16 protein-coding genes are annotated in these 18,480 nt (G+C 64.4%); 10 read left to right on the top strand and 6 right to left on the bottom strand.

Annotated elements, in window-relative coordinates:
* The first annotated feature begins 17 nt into the window (after positions 1 to 17).
* Positions 18 to 299, top strand: a complete 282-nt coding sequence (locus QTI24_RS25375; protein ID WP_286604153.1) for a DUF1161 domain-containing protein — start codon at positions 18 to 20, stop codon at positions 297 to 299.
* A 700-nt stretch (positions 300 to 999) separates the two neighbouring features.
* Here the strand turns inward: QTI24_RS25375 and QTI24_RS25380 are convergent.
* The gene (locus QTI24_RS25380; protein ID WP_286604154.1) at positions 1,000 to 5,829 is read right to left on the bottom strand and encodes an NAD-glutamate dehydrogenase; all 4,830 of its coding nucleotides are present in this window, start codon (positions 5,827 to 5,829) and stop codon (positions 1,000 to 1,002) included.
* Positions 5,830 to 6,441: 612 nt separating this feature from the next.
* On the opposite strand from QTI24_RS25380, the gene QTI24_RS25385 reads away from it, so the two are divergent.
* The 3 genes from QTI24_RS25385 (at position 6,442) to QTI24_RS25395 (ending at position 7,910) form a co-directional block, all read left to right on the top strand.
* Positions 6,442 to 6,741: a hypothetical protein gene (locus tag QTI24_RS25385; protein WP_286604155.1), complete on the top strand. Its 300-nt coding sequence runs from the start codon at positions 6,442 to 6,444 to the stop codon at positions 6,739 to 6,741.
* 45 nt (positions 6,742 to 6,786) lie between these two features.
* Positions 6,787 to 7,554 (top strand): bestrophin-like domain, encoded by a 768-nt coding sequence (locus tag QTI24_RS25390; RefSeq protein ID WP_286604156.1) that lies wholly within the window; start codon positions 6,787 to 6,789, stop codon positions 7,552 to 7,554.
* A gap of 65 nt (positions 7,555 to 7,619) precedes the next feature.
* A complete protein-coding gene (locus QTI24_RS25395) occupies positions 7,620 to 7,910 on the top strand; it encodes a hypothetical protein (RefSeq protein WP_286604158.1) in 291 nt (96 codons plus the stop codon).
* A gap of 271 nt (positions 7,911 to 8,181) precedes the next feature.
* Here the strand turns inward: QTI24_RS25395 and QTI24_RS25400 are convergent, their stop codons facing one another.
* Positions 8,182 to 9,078: a LysR substrate-binding domain-containing protein gene (locus QTI24_RS25400; protein WP_286604159.1), complete on the bottom strand. Its 897-nt coding sequence runs from the start codon at positions 9,076 to 9,078 to the stop codon at positions 8,182 to 8,184.
* Positions 9,079 to 9,304: 226 nt separating this feature from the next.
* Between QTI24_RS25400 and QTI24_RS25405 the strand changes: the two genes are divergently transcribed.
* The 3 genes from QTI24_RS25405 to QTI24_RS25415 all read left to right on the top strand — a co-directional run bounded on the left by QTI24_RS25405 (position 9,305) and on the right by QTI24_RS25415 (position 12,454).
* Entirely contained in the window at positions 9,305 to 9,577 is a 273-nt protein-coding gene (locus QTI24_RS25405) for a DUF4242 domain-containing protein (protein WP_286604161.1), read from the top strand.
* 298 nt (positions 9,578 to 9,875) lie between these two features.
* Positions 9,876 to 11,132 carry an MFS transporter gene (locus QTI24_RS25410; RefSeq protein ID WP_286604162.1) on the top strand — a complete coding sequence of 419 codons (1,257 nt, stop codon included), beginning with the start codon at positions 9,876 to 9,878 and terminating at the stop codon, positions 11,130 to 11,132.
* 785 nt (positions 11,133 to 11,917) lie between these two features.
* The gene (locus QTI24_RS25415) at positions 11,918 to 12,454 is read left to right on the top strand and encodes a hypothetical protein (RefSeq protein WP_286604164.1); all 537 of its coding nucleotides are present in this window, start codon (positions 11,918 to 11,920) and stop codon (positions 12,452 to 12,454) included.
* A 945-nt stretch (positions 12,455 to 13,399) separates the two neighbouring features.
* Here QTI24_RS25415 and QTI24_RS25420 read toward each other — a convergent pair.
* Both QTI24_RS25420 and QTI24_RS25425 read right to left on the bottom strand, forming a co-directional pair.
* Positions 13,400 to 14,116 (bottom strand): sugar transferase, encoded by a 717-nt coding sequence (locus QTI24_RS25420; RefSeq protein WP_503011308.1) that lies wholly within the window; start codon positions 14,114 to 14,116, stop codon positions 13,400 to 13,402.
* Between the two features lie 2 nt (positions 14,117 to 14,118).
* Entirely contained in the window at positions 14,119 to 14,322 is a 204-nt protein-coding gene (locus QTI24_RS25425; RefSeq protein ID WP_286604167.1) for a hypothetical protein, read from the bottom strand.
* A gap of 716 nt (positions 14,323 to 15,038) precedes the next feature.
* Between QTI24_RS25425 and QTI24_RS25430 the strand changes: the two genes are divergently transcribed.
* Positions 15,039 to 15,554 carry a hypothetical protein gene (locus QTI24_RS25430; RefSeq protein WP_286604168.1) on the top strand — a complete coding sequence of 172 codons (516 nt, stop codon included), beginning with the start codon at positions 15,039 to 15,041 and terminating at the stop codon, positions 15,552 to 15,554.
* Here QTI24_RS25430 and QTI24_RS25435 read toward each other — a convergent pair.
* On the bottom strand, positions 15,529 to 15,867 hold the full coding sequence (locus QTI24_RS25435) for a hypothetical protein (RefSeq protein WP_286604169.1): 339 nt from the start codon (positions 15,865 to 15,867) through the stop codon (positions 15,529 to 15,531). The two genes, QTI24_RS25430 and QTI24_RS25435, sit on opposite strands and share 26 nt — an antisense overlap.
* A 575-nt stretch (positions 15,868 to 16,442) precedes the next feature.
* On the opposite strand from QTI24_RS25435, the gene QTI24_RS25440 reads away from it, so the two are divergent.
* Together QTI24_RS25440 and QTI24_RS25445 are read left to right on the top strand one after the other, a co-directional pair.
* Positions 16,443 to 17,360 (top strand): DUF6502 family protein, encoded by a 918-nt coding sequence (locus QTI24_RS25440; protein WP_353506113.1) that lies wholly within the window; start codon positions 16,443 to 16,445, stop codon positions 17,358 to 17,360.
* A gap of 5 nt (positions 17,361 to 17,365) precedes the next feature.
* Positions 17,366 to 17,620 (top strand): DUF3606 domain-containing protein, encoded by a 255-nt coding sequence (locus tag QTI24_RS25445; RefSeq protein WP_286604170.1) that lies wholly within the window; start codon positions 17,366 to 17,368, stop codon positions 17,618 to 17,620.
* Positions 17,621 to 17,766: 146 nt separating this feature from the next.
* Here QTI24_RS25445 and QTI24_RS25450 read toward each other — a convergent pair.
* Positions 17,767 to 18,480, bottom strand: a 714-nt coding sequence (locus QTI24_RS25450; RefSeq protein ID WP_286604171.1) for a DUF5666 domain-containing protein, incomplete at its 5' end; no start/stop codon positions are given.

An 18,480-nucleotide genomic window follows, 5' to 3' on the forward strand; every position in this document is an offset into this window, starting at 1 on the left:
TTCGAGGCAAGCATCCGATGCTGAAGCCATCCCTGCTCTCTATCGTCGTATGGGTCTGCACGGGTTCCGCGAACGCCGCCAGCAACTGCGACGACCTCATGGCCCAGATCGACGCGAAGATTCGCGGCGCGGGCGTGATGCGCTTCACGCTCACCACCCTCACGGCCGATGCCACGGTCAGCGGCAAGGTCGTCGGCACCTGCGAACGTGGCAGCAGGAAGATCGTCTACGAAGCGGAGGCCACTTCCCCCTCGCCCGCCTCATCCCCCGCCGCCGGCGCAGCAATGACGGCATCTTGACCGAATGCAAGGACGGTTCGGTATCGGTCGGCGGGGACTGCAGGAAGTGAGCGCCCGGGCGCCGCCGAGCGTCGGGGTGTGTGAAGGCCCAGCGCGTCAACTCCGAGTTCCATGCAAGCTACGTCTGATCCATCGCGACCGGATGCACGCATCATTTCGGCACGCGCAGGAGCCAGAGAAGCCATCGAGGATGGGACCAACGCGGTCGCGGGCGTGGCGGGTCTTGAGCTTCAGTGGGCAGCTGAGTATTGGCGGAAACTCGACGACCCAATCAAGCGGTCCGACGAGCACATTGCGGCTCGTTGAAAGAACGAGGAAATATGCTGACCGTGCTGGGCTCCTGGCAGAGCGAGAAACGCGTGAACTCACTGGTCGCACGGCCTGACAGCGTAAGTTCGGCCAGCGACCGAGAGGGACGGCAACCGCAAAGGCGGCTTCACTGGCATTTGGCCCTTCACAGCCACCCGCAGGCGCCAGCGCTCCTCTTTCCGTCGTTGAATATTTGAGGTTGAGCATGACCGCTGACGTCAGTCCCTTTCGTATCGCCGCGGCGCCGGCATCGGCTCCGCGGCAGGCGACGCTCTGCGATTGCGGCGCCGGACGGCGAAAGGGAGGTGAGGGCAGTGCTCATGGCATCGCTCTCAGGGGGCGTCTGGCCGCTGTCACCCGCCCATGTGGCGCCTGTGCGGCCATGAGCACACTATGCCAATGCCCGCAGTTCGCGCAATGCAACAGACAACATCGAGGCATCAGGCGCCGGCACCGCACGTAGCTCTCCCATCAACTCTGCCGCGCGTTCGAGCGCCCGGCCATTCGTGGCGTGCCATGCCTCGACGAGTGCCGCCGGCGACTCGATTTCGCCGCCCCCGGCAAGCACCGCGCCAGTGATCGAACGCTGCAGGCTCGACAGGTCGTCGAGCATCGCGCCTTTCGCAAGCATCTGCCAGTGCTGGTCCCCGGGCAGTGCCGCGATGCGCTCGCGCAGCCACGGCATGCCGAGGCGGTTCGCGAGGTCGAAGTAGATCGCCGCCACGAGCGCCACCGGCCACCTGGCGCTGCCGGCGATCTCGGCGATGTCGAGCGTCGCGTACAACGAGTCGAAAGTGACGATGCGCTCGGCCAGTTCGCGCGGCACGCCGCCGGCCACATAGTGCGAGACTGCGGTGTCGACGCGGGCACGCTCGTCGGGGGCCAGCAGTTCTGCCAGCCGTGCCGACAGCGCCTCGACGTTCGGCGTGAAGTGCGCGATGGTCGATTCCATGTCCTCGTTCAGGCGCCGCGAGCGCAGGAACCACTTGGTGCCGCGCTCCAGTTGCCGGCTGGTGTCGATCAGCAGGCTCGATTGCACGGCGTCGTCAACGCGGTTGTCGAGCGCCTCGATGGACAGCCACAGCGGCACCATGCCGAAGATCTCGCGGCTCATCAGGTAGGCACGCACGACCTCGAACGCACGGGCGCCAGTGGTCTCGACCAGGCGATGCACGAAGGTGCTGCCGACGCGGTTGATGGTGCTGTTGGTGACGTGCGTGGCAATGATCTCGCGCCGCAGCGGATGCCTGGGCATGTAGGCCGCGAACTTCTCGCTCAGCAGCTTCGGGAAGTAGCGCTCCAGCGCCGTCGCGACCCAGCGGTCGTCGGGCAGCGGCGAGGCCAGCAGTTCGTCGTAGATCCAGATCTTGCTGTAGGCCAGCAGCACCGCGCGCTCGGGACTGGTCAGACCCTGACTTTGGGCGCGGCGCTCGGCCAGTTCTTCGTCGGACGGCAGGTACTCGATCGCACGATTCAACCGCCCGGCCTTCTCGAGGTACTGCATGAACCGGGTCTGCGCATCGAGCAGTTGTGGCGCGATGCGCCCTGTGACCGACAGCACCTGCGTCTGGAAGATGTTGTCGCGCAGCACCAGCGCGGCCACGTCGTCGGTCATCTCCGGCAGCAGCGCATTGCGTTGCTTCTCGGTGAGCTCGCCTTCGGTGATGGGCAGGCCGACCAGGATCTTGATGTTGACCTCGTGATCCGAAGTGTCCACGCCGGCCGAGTTGTCGATCGCATCGGTGTTGATGCGCCCACCCGCCCGCGCGAATTCGATCCGGCCCAATTGCGTGCAGCCGAGGTTGCCGCCCTCGGCGAGGACCTTGCAGCGCAACTCCCCGCCGTTGACGCGCAGGGCGTCGTTGGCACGGTCGCCCACCTGCGCGTGGCTCTCGCTCGCGGCCTTCACGTAGGTGCCGATGCCGCCGTTGTAGATCAGGTCGACCGGGGCCTTGAGGATGGCGTTGACCAGCTCGGTGGGCGTGAGCGCATCGGCGGAGATGTCGAGCGCCTGCTTCACCTGCGGCGTGATCGGGATCGACTTGGCGCTGCGTGCATGGATCCCGCCTCCCTCGGAGATCAGCGACGCGTCGTAGTCGGCCCATGATGAACGCGGCAGCCTGAACAGGCGCTCACGCTCGGCAAAGCTCTTCGGCACGTCGGGATCCGGGTCGAGAAAGATGTGCCGATGGTCGAATGCTGCAAGCAGCCGGATGTGCGGCGATAGCAGCATGCCGTTGCCGAACACGTCGCCCGACATGTCGCCGATGCCGGCGACCGTGAAATCCGTTGTCTGCGTGTTGATGCCCATCTCGCGGAAGTGGCGCTTCACCGATTCCCAGGCGCCGCGTGCCGTGATGCCCATGGCCTTGTGGTCGTAGCCTACCGAGCCGCCGGAGGCAAACGCGTCGCCGAGCCAGAAGCCGTATTCCTTGCTGATGCCGTTGGCGTAGTCGCTGAAGGTGGCAGTGCCCTTGTCGGCCGCGACCACGAGGTAGGGATCGTCGTCATCGTGGCGCTTTACCTGCGGCGGCGGCACGAGCGTGTCGCCGACACGGTTGTCCGTGATGTCGAGCAGGCCGCGCAGGTAGTCCTGGTAGCAGGCCACGCCTTCGCGCAGGTAGGCGTCGCGGTCGCTCGCCGCAGGTGCGCGCTTGAGCACGAAGCCACCTTTGGAGCCCACCGGGACGATCACGGTGTTCTTGACCATCTGCGCCTTCACGAGGCCCAGCACCTCGGTGCGGAAGTCTTCCGGCCGGTCCGACCAACGCAGTCCCCCGCGCGCGACGCGGCCGCCGCGCAGATGCACGCCCTCGAAGCGCGTCGAGTACACGAAGATCTCGAACATCGGCTTCGGCGCCGGCAAATCGGGCACCTTCGAGGAATCGAACTTGAACGACAGGAATTCGCGTTGCCGGCCCGCCGCATCGCGACGCCAGTAGTTGGTGCGCGTGGTGGCCAGGATCAGGGCGAGGTATTGGCGCAGCACTCGGTCTTCCGACAGGTTGGCCACGTTCTCGAGCGCGGCTTCGATCTCGCGCACCTTCTCGCTGGCCAGCGTGTCGGCGCCGGCGGCCTGCGCCGGATCGAAGCGCAGCTTGAACAGCTCGACCAGCGCGCGCGCAATGGACGCGTTCGTCACGAGCGTGCTCTCCATGAACGGCTGCGACAACGCGAAGCCGATCTGCCGCATGTACTTCGCGTAAGCGCGAAGCACGACGATCTCGTGCGCGGGCAGGCGTGCTGCGGGCACCAGGCGGTTGAAGTCGTCGTTCTCGACTTGGCCGCCGAGGACAGCGGCGAACGCTTCCTCGAACACCGGGCGCAGCGCGTCGATCTCGATCTCGGCATCGCCCAGAGCGCTGCGCAATCCGAAATCATGGACCCAGACCGGCGACGCGCCTCGTGGTGCGAGCCGGTACGGGTGCTCGTCGAGCACCTTCATGCCGAGGTGTTCCAGCATCGGCAGGCTGGTCGACAGGATGAGCGGTTCGCCGCGCCGCAGCACCTTGAAGCGCAGCGTCCCCGGCGCCGCCTCGAGCGGCCGGTAGAGGTTCATGCCGAGCGGTTTCACGTCGCTCAGCCGCTCCATCAGCTCGATGTCGTGCACGGCGGCGCGCGCCGCGAACTCGTCACGGTAACCGGCCGGGAACGCACCGCCGAGTTGGCGCAGCAGCTCGTTGCCGCGCGCTTCGCCGGTTGCCTCGATCAGCGCCGACTTCAGGTCGTCGTCCCAGCGGCGGGCGGCGGTAACCAGGCGCTGCTCGAGTTCGCGCACGTCGAAGGGCGGAATATTGCCGGGCCGGGTGCGCACAGTGATCTGGATCAAGGCCAGGACCGATTCCGACAGGTGCACGTTGAACTCGGAACTGGTGCCGTTGAACGCCTGCACCAGGATCGCCTGCCACTTTTCGCGCAGTTCGGTCGTGTAGTTCTCGCGGGGCGCGTAGAGCATGCACGCCAGGAAGCGCTCGAACGGATCGCGCCGCACGAACAGGCGGAAGCGCTGGCGCTCTCCCAGGTGGAGGATGCCCATGGAGGTGGACAGCAGCTCGTTGGTGCCGGTCTGGAACAGCTCGTCGCGCGGATAGGTCTCGAGAATGTTGACCAGCGCCTTGCCCGAGTGGCTACCGCTCGCGAGGCCGGCGCGCGCGATCACTTCGGCCACCTTGCGCCGCAGCAGGGGAATGTCGGCCGAGCGGGCGCTGTACGCCGTGGAGGTGAAGAGGCCGAGGAAGCGGTCTTCGCCGCAGACCTGGCCGTCGGCATCGAAGCGCTTGACGGCGATGTAGTCGAGGTAGCCGGGGCGGTGCACGGTGGAGCGCGAGGTCGACTTGGTGACCACGAGCAATTCGGGCCGGCGTGCGTTGGCGCGCACCTCCGGTGGCAGCGCCGCGAAGGCGGCGGTCGGATCCTTGATCATCTCGCGCAGGATGCCGAGGCTCGAATCCGGCACAACCTTGAGCGCGTCGTCGCCGTCGACCTTCACCAGTTCGTGGCTGCGGTGCCCAAGGAATGTGAAGTGATCATCAGCCAGCCAGCGCAGGAAAGCCTGGCCCTCGGCGAGTTCCTGCGGCGGGAGCGGCGGAGCGCGCTCGTCGAGGGCTCGCACGATGTCCAGGACGCGCTCCTTCATCGCCTTCCAGTCGGCCACGGCCAGCCGCACGTCGCCGAGCACGCGTGTCAGGTCGGCGGCCAGCGTCTCGAGCCGAGCCGCTTCGGCCACGCGGTCCACCTCGACATGGATGAACGATTCCCGGCGCGCGTCGGGCGAGGGCGTTTCAGTCGCCAAACCGCGCAGCGTGCCTTGGCCGTCGCGGATCACTGCCACCAGCGGATGGATGATCAGGTGCAAGGTGAGTCCATGGCGATTGACTTCCATCGTCACCGAATCGACAAGGAACGGCATGTCGTCATTGACGATCTCGATGATGGTGTGCGTCGATTGCCAGCCATGCTCCGCGATCGTCGGGTTGAACACGCGCAGCCGGGCGCGTCCTGGCACGCGTTTGCGCGCGAAGCCCCAATGCGACAGCGCGGCGCCATACAGGTCGGCGATCTGGCGGTCGGCCAGGTCTTCGGGGTCCACCTGGCCAAAGTACTGCCGAACGAACGCAGCGAGCAGATCCGCCTGGTCCGTGGTGACCTTGGCGCGAATCAGGTCAACGACCTCGTCCAGGCGTTCGCCTGGGCGCCCAGCCTCGGGTGCATCGGTTTCCATGCTTGCCTCCTGATCGGCGTGTGTCCCGCCACTGTGGAAGCGCCCGGGCGGAAAAGCAAGGGACCAGCTTCACGCGAAGGCTTGAATCCGCACTGCGTCTGGGCGAGGTCCGCTCCCCGGCTTGCGCGCGAATCGACACGAGGTCCATCGCCCTGCATCGCACTCCAATGAAGGAAGCTTGCAAGTACGTCGATCCGATAACGGTCGGCGGCTCTCCAGAGCCTAGTTCCTCTGGCATGGCAACGTGATTCTTGCCGACGGCGCGCTGCAAGCTCACGGGTGAGATCGACGACGAGCGTGATCAGGATCGGCAAGCGAAGCGGCCATCCTCGATCATGCTCAAGAAGCTCTCGCGCGCCCTCTTGCAGTGCACACCCCCAACTACTGGATGCTCTCCGTTTTCGGTAGTCAACCACATCACGACGACCTGGGTGATGTCGCCAAACACCAAGGCGTCGATCGGCGTAGGAACGCGCGCGATCGCCCTGCCTCTGCGACCAACCATGTATCCAACTTTGGTTGGATGGTCCAAGCGCTCGCAACTTTCTATGCTGCCGCGGCACAGATGCCGCCGATCCTGTGAATGGCTGCCTCGTGGTTTGAACGAACTCGATGGACCGTGCGTACGGAACGACGATTGAATCCCGCGGACGCCGACGTCGTCTGCATCGACTGGAGCGCGCCGACCCGGTGGGCGAACCGCCGGCCTTGGTCCGCAAGGCCTTGGCGGGGCTGCGCTCGGCCGCCGGCTCGATCGTCCCAAGGTCCAGGGCGCCCGCCGCTTCGTGCGCGACCGGCGAGTGCGCCGCCATCGGCGTGCTTTCAGGTCTCGGCCGCATCATCGCCGGCGACGCGAGAACGGCCGCTGCCGCAGACGCCAACGGGATCGCCTATGCCGAATCGCATGGCTGACGACGAGCCCGCGGCCGCGAGGGATCGGATCCCGATGGAGGGCCCATGCTCAGCGTGACGGACTACCCGCTGGCCGTGTTCGGGCTGTCCTTCCTGCTTCTGCTGATCTCGGTTTGGACGGGCGCGCTGCTGTTCAGGAGATGGTGGCCGCCCAAGGACAGCATCCGGGACGACTTCGGCGTCATTCAGACCGCCACTCTGACGCTGCTGGGGCTCATCATCGCGTTCTCGTTCTCGATGGCCGTCAGCCGCTACGACCAGCGCAAGAGCCTCGAGGAGGCCGAGGCCAACGCGATCGCCACCGAATTCCTGCGGGCCGATCTGCTGCCCGGGTCCGATGCCGCCAAGGTTCGGGCCCTGCTGGCCGACTACTTCGATCAGCGCTTGCTGTACTACACGACCCGCGACGAGCAGGAACTCAAGAAAATCAACGTCCGCACCGCGCAGTTGCAGGCGGCATTGTGGTCCGCGGTCGCCGCGCCGGCCGCAGCGGCGCCCTCGCCGACGATGGCCCTGGTGGCGATGGGCATGAACGACGTTCTGAACGCGCAGGGCTACACCCAGGCCGCCTGGTGGAACCGGATTCCCAGCGCGGCGTGGATCCTCATGCTGACGATCGGGATCTTCTGCCATGTGCTGGTCGGCTACGGCGTGAAGGATCCGAAGGAGGAGCGCGCCCTGCTGCTCGTACTGCCGCTGGTCATGTCGATCGCGTTCATGCTCATCGCCGACATCGACAGCCCCCGCAGCGGCGCCATTCTCGTGCAGCCGGTCAACCTGCTGAGCGTCGCGGAGTTGGTGCGCCCGCGTTGACGAGAGACGGCGCGCCGCTTGGGGAGCAGCGAATGGTGTTTTGCTACGCGCTCAGGGAAACGGCGATGATCGCCAGAAGGAGAACCCGGGGCGTCCTGGAAAAGCGTCTCGTGACGTTGGGGCATCTGGCTCGCAAGTGCGGCCACGATCCGGCCCAAGGAGCCTTTCCTCGCGAACGGGACGTTGACGCCAAGGCGACGCGCGAGCCGATGCTGAGTCCGGTGGACCGCGTCTCGGAGATGCACTTGGGCCCGTCCATGGCGCTGAGCTTCGTCGGCGCCGTGACGGTGGCCGAATCCGGTCGACAGGGTCTCCGGAAGATGTTCGCCGCCGCGCTGGGCTGCGACCTGGCTTGAGGCCGCGTCGTTACTGCTGCGGACTCGATCCGTCTGTTCTGACAACAATTCGACCCCATCTCGGCCGTGACCTGCTCGGAGATCGGCTACGGCGTGACCAAGCGGCGCGGTCAAGGCACTGCTCAGCAAAACCCACAAGGCCTACGTCAAGCGCAACGGAAAGCGCGATCGCGCCGCCGGACCACAGGCTGTGCCCTAAGTAACGCACAGGCGGCGCCTGCAGGGAAAGCGACGGGTCCGCGGTGGCTCGCCAATGCAGTGACTTACGCAGCTATGCGAACGGCGCACGCCTCACTTCGTCCATCAACCAGCGCTGGAACGCGGCAAGCTTGGGGCCGACCGGCTTTCCCTTCGGACGCACAAAGTAGTACGCGCTTCCAGGGTCGACCTTCACATCGAGAATCTGAACGAGTTGCCCTGACTCGAGATCCTCCTGGATCAGACCGCGGAAGAAAAGAGCTACGCCGTGGCACTCCAACGCTGCGCGACGCAACGCGTGAGAATCGTCGAACACGACGACATCAAGCTTTCGTGTGATGACGAGGCCAGCATTGCGGAACCAGAGTTCCCAATGGCGCCGATCGAACTCGCACATCAGCCGTTGCCGGGTCAATGTCCCAATGTCCTTGGCGATTGCGTCCAAGCCCGTCAAGGCGGGGCTGCATACGGCGACGAGTTCACCCGTCAGCACTGGCCTTACTTCAGCTTCGTCCCAGTCGCCGTGGCCCCAGCTGATGCCAGCGTCGACCTTGTCGTGCAGGAAATCTGCTGGCTGGTAGGCGTGACGGAGCTGCAGGTCGATGTTCGGATGCCGTGCCCACCAGCGACCCAGCCTGGGCGTGAGCCACCGAGCCGAAAAATATGGAGCCACGCCGACGGTCAGCGTACTTTCTGCGTCGGTGTGCGTGAGTTGCCGCACTGCGCGCTCGAGAGTCTGGAGCCCCGCGGTGCAATCCGCGCACAGCCGTCGCCCCTCCTCGGTCATCTCGATGCGTCGGTGCAGTCGCAGCAGCAACGCGACGCCAAGGTGTTGCTCGAGATGTCGGACCTGATGGCTCAGGGCCGACTGCGTGACGCTCAGTTCATCCGCTGCGCGCTTGAAGCTGCCGTGCCGCCCGACGGCCTCGAACGCGCGTAGCTGATTGAGCAGAGTGGCCGAGACGGTCATCGCTGCATCTTAGCTTGAGCGTGGCTCAAGTGAACGCAACACAAAACGTTTGAAGCTTGTGTAGCGATCAATGAAGATCACTCAATCGAAACGCCCTTGCCCAAGACGAATTTGACAGCGGCGAAGACGTAGTTCTGCTGGACGTCAACGCATGCCGCCGGTCGCCTCCCCCACGGCGCGACTGCGAGGTCTTTCATTGCCGTGGGTCATTCTTCAAGGAGTTCTCATGAAGCGCTTTCTGATCGAACGCGACCTGCCCGGCGTGGGGCAGTTGAATGGGCAGCAACTCAAAGAGGCGTCGACAACCTCCAATGCGGCCCTGGCGAAGCTGGCGGGCAAGGTGCAGTGGGTTCAGTCTTATGTCGTCGAAGACAAGACCTTCTGCGTCTACCTTGCCGATCACGAGTCGTCAGTCTACGAACATGCTGAGTTGAGCGGCTTTCCGGCGAGCAAGGTCACCGAGGTGCGGGCCGTCATTGAGCCGATGACCGCCGCGTGAGGCTGCCCAACCGCGAGCACGCAGGCGACACGAGTCGAAGCTGGATCGCGGGCGTTCACATGGCGGTAACGCCGGCCGCCGGGTCTGGCTGAGTCACGCGTCAGCCGGCCCGTACATACGCAGACTCGCAAACCAGCCCATGCGCGGCGCCGTCAGCAGCCAGTTGCCGGTGCTATGCCTCGCTTTGCCTGACGCGCGAACGCAGACGCCATGGTCGTGGAAATCGGGATACGCCGACGCACACACAGGGTTCATATACTGGGACGATGTTGCCGATCGACTTGCGCGGGTTGTGGTCATGAAAGTTGCGTTGCAGCACCAGGTCGACTCGCGCTATGCGATGTGGCGCCTGGCAGTCACCATTCTGATCATGACGGTGGGCAGCAGCGGCATGTACGTGGTGTCGGTGGTGCTCTCTGCCGTGCAGGCCGACTTCGGCGTGGCGCGGGCTGAGGCCTCCCTGCCTTACACGCTGCTGATGATCGGCTTCGGCTTGGGCGGCGTGATCATGGGCAAGCTGGCGGACAGATATGGCGTGATGTGGCCGCTGCTGGCCGGCGCCGTGTGCGTGGGGCTCGGCTACATCGCGTCGAGTTTCGCCACCGGCATCCTGACGTTCTCGCTGGTTCAGGGCGCGCTCGTCGGGCTGGGCAGCGGAGCCGTCTTTGCGCCGCTGGTGGCCGATACCTCGCTGTGGTTCGTCAAGCGCCGTGGCATGGCTGTGGCAGTGTGCGCCAGCGGCAATTACGTGGCGGGCGCGGTCTGGCCGCCGATCGTCCAGACGTTCGTGGAACAGGCCGGCTGGCGTGCGACCTATCTGGGCCTGGGCCTTTTCTGTGGCTTGGCGATGGCCGGGCTCGCGCTCTTCATGCGGGCACGACCGCCGGCAGCGGTCATGGCCGCAGCGCCTCATGCCGCGGCAGGCGGTCCGGTTGCGATGTCGACCCTGCGGCCCTTCGGCCTGAACCTCGGCGCCGCACAGGGCATGTTGTGCGTGGCGGGAGTGGCCTGCTGCGTGGCGATGGCGATGCCGCAGGTGCACATCGTCGCGTATTGCACGGACCTTGGTTATGGCGCCGCGCGCGGTGCGCAGATGCTGTCGTTGATGCTGGCCTGCGGGATCCTGAGCCGCCTGGTCTCGGGCGCGATCTGTGACCGCATCGGCGGATTGCGCACGCTGCTGCTCGGATCCGTGCTGCAGTGCGTCGCGCTCTTCCTGTTCCTGCCCTTCGACGGGATGGTGCCGCTGTTCGTGGTGTCGGCGATGTTTGGGCTTTTCCAGGGCGGCATCGTGCCCTCGTACGCCATCATTGTGCGCGAGCATTTCCCGCCGGCCGAGGCCAGCGCCCGCGTGGGCACGATCATCGGCTGCACGCTGCTGGGCATGGCGCTGGGAGGGTGGATGTCCGGCAAGGTCTTCGACCTCACCGGCAGCTATCACGCCGCCTTCGTCAATGGCATTGCGTGGAACCTGCTCAACATGACCATCGCAGCCACGCTGCTGGTGCGGGCACGGCGCAGGGTACGGCAACATGCGCTCCCCCAACGGGCTTAGGCGACCGCCGATCCATTGAGCGGCCCTTCGCCCGAAATGTAGTCGCGCCGTCGCAGCCGGCTTGCTGGCGACCACGAGGCTTTTCCGAGCAGAGCCTCCGCCAAGGAGGCCCCTCTTCCTCGGCGATGCAAGACTGGCAAACAAACCAGACGCCAAGATCGGCCTGCTCAAGGTATGGCCAGATTCCTCTGGCATCTCCTTTCCGCATGGGGCTGCGTTCGACCGTCGGTGGCTAGCGCCATTCAGGGGGGGTGCCGTGCTTTTTCAGGCTGACGTACAGATGGACGGCGATTCGCGGCACGTGGTACGGCTACTCATCACCGCGGCGAGGTTTCAAAGGAAGCCTAAGCATGAAGAACTGGGTAACCATCGAGAGCAGGCGCAACATCCAAGCTCCCATTCAATGGCCGCGAAATGCCGGACGGTCTGATGTGAACTGCCGAGTTTTGCTCGTCGTGCGTTCAGTGCGCGCGCGCTTCGGACGCAGCGTTCTTTGGCCGTACACAGTACTACCGGGCGCCCTGAAATTCCTAAGGGCAACGAAGTTCTCACGCATTGGACCTGCTTGTCACCTTCACGGCAGGAGCATCCCGGCTGGCGGGCATCTTCTCTGGTGTGAGGACGCGGAGCCCTCCTACGCCTGCGTGAAGCCAGTTGACGGATGCTCTGGAATCCTCTGCTGGTGGCCTCACAGAGTTGCTCTAGTCAAATGGGACAGCCTCGCCAACCAGCGAAGAGCGACTTCCTCTGAGGTCATCCGCGCAAACATCCTATAGGGGGGAAAAATGAAATCGATCGTGCATCTCGCGTTCGGCATCCTGCTGCTTTCTGCTGTCGCGTTGCACGCTGGCGCAACGGGAACGAACAAGCTATGCAACGGAAGACAGACCGACGTCGTCTTTGCCGTAATCCACGAGCATTCGGACGATTCGGATGCGAGATGCGAGCTTCAGCGATCGCAGTGCTATGTGAAGCTCCAGGGCTGGTACACCATGAGACCGGGAGCCTGCATGAACGTCGACGTGGGAAATCGATGGGAATCCTATCTGTCGATCTTCGTCAAGGACACGGCGGACGGCCCGTACAAGCCAGAAACCTTCCCAGTCCACAACCGGTTCTACACAGACAGAAACGAGATGAACTCCGGAGTGGTCAACGTCACGGCGTGCATGCCTGTCGGGCCATTCGAGAAGAAGGTGCCAGGAACGCTCGCGCCCGTGTTGAACTCAGTAGTCGCATGCGGTCCAGGCGAGGCGCTGCATCCGGTCAACTACGTCATGCGCGGCGGACCGGAAACTCACGTCATGGTCACGTTGAACTAGTGGGCTTCCTCGCGCACGAAGACCAAGATCTAAGAGGGAAGTGTCGTGGGGCTATGTGATGCCTGGCCTCTCTCCTTCTGCAAGTCTTGGACATCCCAGGCGTTCGCGTCGCCGTCGGGACGCACCACGGACAGCCTGCACATGACCGTTCCAGACCGTTTCACCACAGATGTGAACTGGCCACCTTCCAATTGCACCACCATCCTCCAATCCGGCGGTGCGAGCGGTGCCACACTCAAGGCAGCACTGGCCTTGTCGAGATTCACCTCTTCCTCCGATTGCTCGGTACTAGTGCTCGTCGGTCGATGCCTTGGCCCAGGCCAGACCCGGTCTCGATTTTCTGAACGGCCTCAGCGTCCCGCAACTATTGCCGTGCAATCTACGAACCAACAGGGCCGGTGCAGGCGTCGGTGTTTCAAGACTCCAAATACCTATGCATCAGGTTGTCATCGACGTGCGGGCGAAAGTCGGCACCTGAGCCGAGGCGGCATCGGCGTCTGCGACGCATCGTGGCGTCAACGTCATCGCGATGGGATCTCTCTGTTGGTCGAACCTGGCGAAAGCTGCTCTGACCGCCGATGTCGGGCAACGCCGGTCCTTGGGCCTGGCTTATGCCCGTAGTGCGGCTTGGGACGCCCCATGGGACGCGGCAGTATCCTGTAGCGGCTATGAAAAGTCTCGACACAGCAATCTGCGTGTTGTGCTGCCTCGCCGGCCTAGGATGGGCGGCGCTAATTTATTCTTTTGCCTCCATCATCTGATTGGCATCGGCGAAGGGTTCACGGCGCCTGAAGCCTGCGCGCTTTGTTGAATACGCCGACACCAGAGAGCGATCTCGAAGGGTCTTGAACAGCGGCTCGAGCCCGGCCTTTCAAGAATCCAGGCGAGCCGCTGAGACTACCTACTGCCCTTTGGAGACGAAAGACGACTCTTTGACTATTTGAGTCAGGACGACCCATCGCCGCTCAGGACCACCCAGAGAGTGCGCGCGAGAATTTCTGCGTCTAATCGCAATGACCACTCCGCCACATAAAGAGTGTCGAGGGCAACGCGATCAGCGTAGGAGAGGCGATTGCGGCCGCTAACCTGCCACAGGCCGGTGATGCCCGGTCGCATGTGGCAGTAGTAGCTCCAACCGCGACCGTAAAGGTTGCGCTGGCGGACCATGCAAGGACGAGGACCGACCAGGCTCATGTCGCCCTTCAGTACGTTGAAGAACTGCGGCAGTTCATCGAGGCTCAATCTTCTGATCACGCGGCCGACACGCGTGATGCGTGGATCGTTGTCCAACTTTTGGAACTTGTCCCACCGAACTCGCGCCGCCGGGTCATTCTCCAAATGACGCTCGAGGACTTGGTCCGCTCCCTTCACCATCGACCGAAACTTGTAGCAACGAAAGGGGCGGCCGCCCTGACCCAGGCGGGTCTGCCAATAGTGCACTTGCCCACCCGTTCCAACGAGCACAGCGGCGCCAACGAGCAGGTAGAGCGGCCCAAGGAACACGAAGAAGCTCAACGCTCCGACGATGTCCACGCAGCGTTTGAACGCGCGTTGTGAAGCTGTCAGACAAAAAGGCTCAGGGAGGGTTTCCGCGTGAAAGCCGAGTAGATACACCCTGCTTGGCCCATCGCCTCGCGTGTCGGGTTGAAGTGGATGCAGCATGATCAGCCCTTGAAGAGATCGCAGAGGAGGCAAAGAAATCGCACGGCCTCAACGGCCGGGCCCACCGCCAGGCCCACCACCGCCGGGACCACCACCTCCTGGGCCACCTCCTGGGCCACCACCAGGTCCACCGCCCCCGCCGGCACCACCACCGGCACCGGCACCAGCACCAGCTCCAGCTCCAGCAGCGCCACTAGCACTAGCACCGACTACGCCTGCACCGCCGCTCGACCCGGCGCCGGAGCCGCTACCGCCTGGATCGGCTGCGCTGTTGGCAAATGCGAACGCGCCGACCGGGATCGAGCCCTTGGACGCCGCACTTCCACTCACGGCTCGGCTGGGTGCACTCGAAACTGCAGCGGTAGACGGATTCGCCGCTTGTGGCCCGGCCACCGGAGCACTGACACAGATCGCTTCGCCGAAGGGGTTGTCCCGATCACAGCGCGTCATACTGGCCGCCGTGCGAGTTGCGCCGCGCTGGACCGGCGCGGTCGAGCGCACTACCGGTGCAGAGCTCTCGACGCGCGGCTGTTCCGTCCGGATGGCGGACCGGACATCGGCGACGACGGGCTGCATTGCCTTTTGGCGGCTGAGCGAGATGGCGCGTGGCACGGCGACGGTCCTCGCCGCGATCCTGTCACGCGTCGCGGCGCGAGCCCGATGGGGTTCTGCCATCGCTTGCCGGGTCGGTGCTTGCGGAGGCTGTGCATCCGGAATTCGTGACGCCTCGGCTTGTGGTGCATTCAACAGCTGTTCGGCCTGGGGGGCTTTCGTTTCCGACGCCGCGACCGCCGGATCGGCGGGCGAAGACGCTACGGCCTGCGCTTGAGGCCGCGGCTCCTGCGGCGGAGATGCCGGCTCCACGGGCTGTTTGACGATCGGTGCGACCGCGACTGGCGCGACTGAGGCGACCGGTGGCCGTGTGTCCGGCACCGGCTCCGGACGCGACGCCCCCGGCGAATCAGCCTGTCGCCAATGGATCGCTGCCGCCTCGCGAGTTGGAGCCGGGCTGCGCTCGACCGTGCGGTTCCAGTACCAGAACACGAAGGCGGCAATCGACAGGAAGACGGCCATCAGCAACAGCACGACCGGCACGTCGAGGCCGCCAGGGAAGACCTGCTGCCTGGCGAGCTCCCCCCTCTCGGTGCTGCGCGATACGACGAACAGATTGTTCGCCACCGGCGCCGGCATGTGCGCGGCCGCCGCCAACGCAACGGGCAGCGCAACCCTGGGCACCCTCGCGGCGGCTCTCGGTGCCCTTTCTTCAGAAAAGGACCCCGCGGGGACATTCGCTGCCGTGCGAATTCCACTGAACCTGCCTGCGCAGCCCCGGCAGTACCGTGCTCGGTCCCTGTTGGCTGTGTGGCATGACTCGCAGAACTTCGTCATGGCGATTCCCCGCGGGCGGCAACTCAGTGGATCGGTATGGATGCGGTGATCAGCACCAGCAAATTGATCACCACCGCGAAGGCCACGAAGTCCATCGCGGACGCCCGGTCCGGCTTGACCAGCGAGTGCCAGGGCAGCAGCGTGCCGCGCTCGCCTTTCGTGTTGTCCTTGGTGGGCGCACAGAACGCCGGCAGCTTGTACGAGCAGCACTTGCAAGAGTGCGCCGACCCCATGTTGATGGTGTTGCAGGCATCGCAGATTTGCGCGGAAGGTCTACCCACCTGCAGCCTCGCCAGATCGACGAGGCTTCCGAAAGCGACAGCCCGCTGCGTGCCCCCGGCTTCGCGGATGGCGGCGTTCATAGACGCTCTGCCTGAATGAGCAGAGCCGTACGATTCAACGAAGTCGGCACGCCGATGCAAGGCCACAGGACCCGAGCCCTGCCGACGGCCCGCGTGTTCACACATCTCGCATGCACTGCTGCAACCCAAGCGTTTCGGGCGCTCATTGACCGCGGGGGAAGCGGCACTCGCGGCGCCGTGTACCTCCGCCGGAGTCCGAGAATCCCAAAAGACCTCGCTCGTCGAATAACTGCGTTCGTGCTCTGCAGCGCGGGTATTGCCATCGAAGTCTCCCAAGAGAAGATAAATGTGAAACTTTCACATCGGTAGTACTCTTGTCTTATAGTGATCGCCAACGGGATGTAAGACAGCGTCTGATGTGGCTGTCCCACTGGTAACCGGTGGTTAACATCGCCGCCATCAAGTCAGGAGCTTCGCGGTGAGCAAGGCCTTGCGAGTACTTATCGAGATCCGGTTGCGCCGTTCAGAAATCGTTCATGATTCAACATCGGACGATCGACTCAGCTTGTGGATTCCGGACCTTCCACACAACCGCGCGAAGCTGGCCCAGGCCACAGAGTTCGCCAACAGACTCCATGGCCCCGAAACACACTGGATCGAAGAACGCCAAGCATGATCCGGCCCTCGGCGCAGTGCGGCAACGCATGGCGCGGGGCAGAGAAGGGCAGCTCGCGTGGGTCACCGAGGCCTGCGCGCGCGTGCTGCGTCCATTGGTCCGGCTCGCCCTTGCCTTTGGCGTCAAGCATGCGCAGCTGGAGGAAGTGCTCCGCGACATCCTGGTCGACGAAGCACGTCGCGCGTGGGTCGACAAAGGCACCGCGCCCAATATCAGCCAGTTGTCGGTGACCACCGGCCTGAACCGCAAGGCCGTGACGACGATGGTGCGTGAAGAGGTGGCTTCATTGCCCCAAACGGAGATGTCGGCGGAGGCCAAAACCTTGACGTTGTGGCTTCAGATGTTCTCGGACAACCCAGCCCACCGCTCGCTGCCCATCGTGTCCGAGGACGAATCGGTGCCGTCCTTCGAGAGCGTCGCGCGGCGCGCCAGCCGAGGCAACGTGCACCACCGGGTCATTCTTGATGAACTGGTGCGTCTCCACATGGCGACAGAGCGCAATGGCACGACCCAACTCGCCGTCGCCGGCTTCGTGCCGGCGAGCGACCTGAAAGGGATGCTCTCGTTCCTCGGCGACAACTCGCGTGATCACCTGTTGGCGGGCGTGGCGAACACCATTGGCGAGAGGCCTCCCCTGCTCGAGCGATCGGTGTTCGCGGCCGGCATCTCGCTCGAGGAATGCGAGCGCATTCATCAACTCGCTCGCGAACGCTGGGGCGGCCTTCATGACGAGCTCACGCGCGAGATGAGACGCGCGTACGAGGCCGCGGACAAGACGGCTTCGGGGCGCATCCGGGTCGGGATCTACACCTACTTCGAAGACGCCGCGGTCGAGAACGCGGCCCCGCCAGCAGCACCCTCCAAATCATCGGGATAGAAGGCATGACCAGACGACTGCTTCGAAATGTCCACGGTCGTACCGAGCTTGACGAAGCGGCCCTGTGTCGCGCCGATGTGCCTTATGCGAATCGTCTGCCATGGGTTGAGCATCTTCAGGCCCTGGGCTGGATCAGCCGCGTCAGCCAATCTCTCGTGGCGAGAACGATGGCAGACGTGGCCGAACAGCAGTTGAAGGAGGCTGTGGCCGCGGTGGGCGACTCGGCGGAGAAGGTGCGAGAGTACCTTCGAAAGCTATGACACGGCACGCTCCGGGCGCGGCGCAAAACCCGTTCGCCACAAATGAACTGCTAATCGGCGAAGAGTCGTTTCGGACGCCTATGGGCGGCACAGCCTCCTGAATGCGGCAGCGCCCGTCATGGCCGACACCCAAGCGACGATGCCCCTCAATCGAAGACGACGTGCGTCGCCGCCAAGACATCGTTGGCGATTCGAGCGCCTGTGATCGTCACCTTAGTTCCGTTGCGCAGGTTCGCTTCGGTCCCATTGGTGAACTCTGCCTGAGTTGCGTCCACGGCCTGTCCCTTCACCTTGAAGTCCGAAGACGACTTGAATGCGCCAATGGAACCGATCACCTGGAACGCGTCGCTGTTGCCGCCGCTCCCCGGTGCCTTCTTGACCTTGATCTTGGTGACCAGCAGGATTCCGTTGGAAACGGTCCCCGCAACGTCAACCTCCACACCATTGCCAAGCGAGGACAACGCTCCACCCGAGACCTTGGCCGAAGAAGCATCCACCGGAATGCCGAGGACGCGGAAGAAGTTTGCCCCCGCATAGTCCGTCACCACCCCGCCGAGTTGCCGTCGCGCGCCGTTGGTGAGCGACAACGGGTACCAAAGCTCAACCAACTTGGCTTTTAGCAGCCCAGACGAAGGCTGCGAGTCTGCGCGAACTCGCACATTGACACCCGAGGTCAGAGCGCCCGCTTCGGTTGTCGCTGCCCTGGTGTCGATGGTCAGTCCCCCGATCGTGAATCTCCCGGGCGCCACGTTTTGCACCGTGCCGGAAAGGATTGGCGTTTCGAGGGAGTGTTGCTCCACGCGTGTCGCACGCAGCACACCCAGCCCTGCTGGCAGACCCCAGACCTTCACAGCGACGCC

It is taken from the genome of Variovorax sp. J22P240 (assembly GCF_030316855.1).
Classification (GTDB): Bacteria; Pseudomonadota; Gammaproteobacteria; order Burkholderiales; family Burkholderiaceae_C; genus Variovorax.

Bases quoted from the DNA above. Each gene is read 5' to 3' on its own strand.
- QTI24_RS25415 (WP_286604164.1), top strand. From the start codon at position 11,918: ATGAAATCGATCGTGCATCTCGCGTTCGGCATCCTGCTGCTTTCTGCT.
- QTI24_RS25385 (WP_286604155.1), top strand. From the start codon at position 6,442: ATGGACCGTGCGTACGGAACGACGATTGAATCCCGCGGACGCCGACGT.
- QTI24_RS25375 (WP_286604153.1), top strand. From the start codon at position 18: ATGCTGAAGCCATCCCTGCTCTCTATCGTCGTATGGGTCTGCACGGGT.
- QTI24_RS25435 (WP_286604169.1), bottom strand. From the start codon at position 15,867: ATGAACGCCGCCATCCGCGAAGCCGGGGGCACGCAGCGGGCTGTCGCT.
- QTI24_RS25445 (WP_286604170.1), top strand. From the start codon at position 17,366: ATGACCAGACGACTGCTTCGAAATGTCCACGGTCGTACCGAGCTTGAC.
- QTI24_RS25380 (WP_286604154.1), bottom strand. From the start codon at position 5,829: ATGGAAACCGATGCACCCGAGGCTGGGCGCCCAGGCGAACGCCTGGAC.
- QTI24_RS25395 (WP_286604158.1), top strand. From the start codon at position 7,620: ATGATCGCCAGAAGGAGAACCCGGGGCGTCCTGGAAAAGCGTCTCGTG.
- QTI24_RS25440 (WP_353506113.1), top strand. From the start codon at position 16,443: ATGGCCCCGAAACACACTGGATCGAAGAACGCCAAGCATGATCCGGCC.
- QTI24_RS25405 (WP_286604161.1), top strand. From the start codon at position 9,305: ATGAAGCGCTTTCTGATCGAACGCGACCTGCCCGGCGTGGGGCAGTTG.
- QTI24_RS25390 (WP_286604156.1), top strand. From the start codon at position 6,787: ATGCTCAGCGTGACGGACTACCCGCTGGCCGTGTTCGGGCTGTCCTTC.
- QTI24_RS25410 (WP_286604162.1), top strand. From the start codon at position 9,876: ATGAAAGTTGCGTTGCAGCACCAGGTCGACTCGCGCTATGCGATGTGG.
- QTI24_RS25400 (WP_286604159.1), bottom strand. From the start codon at position 9,078: ATGACCGTCTCGGCCACTCTGCTCAATCAGCTACGCGCGTTCGAGGCC.
- QTI24_RS25420 (WP_503011308.1), bottom strand. From the start codon at position 14,116: ATGCTGCATCCACTTCAACCCGACACGCGAGGCGATGGGCCAAGCAGG.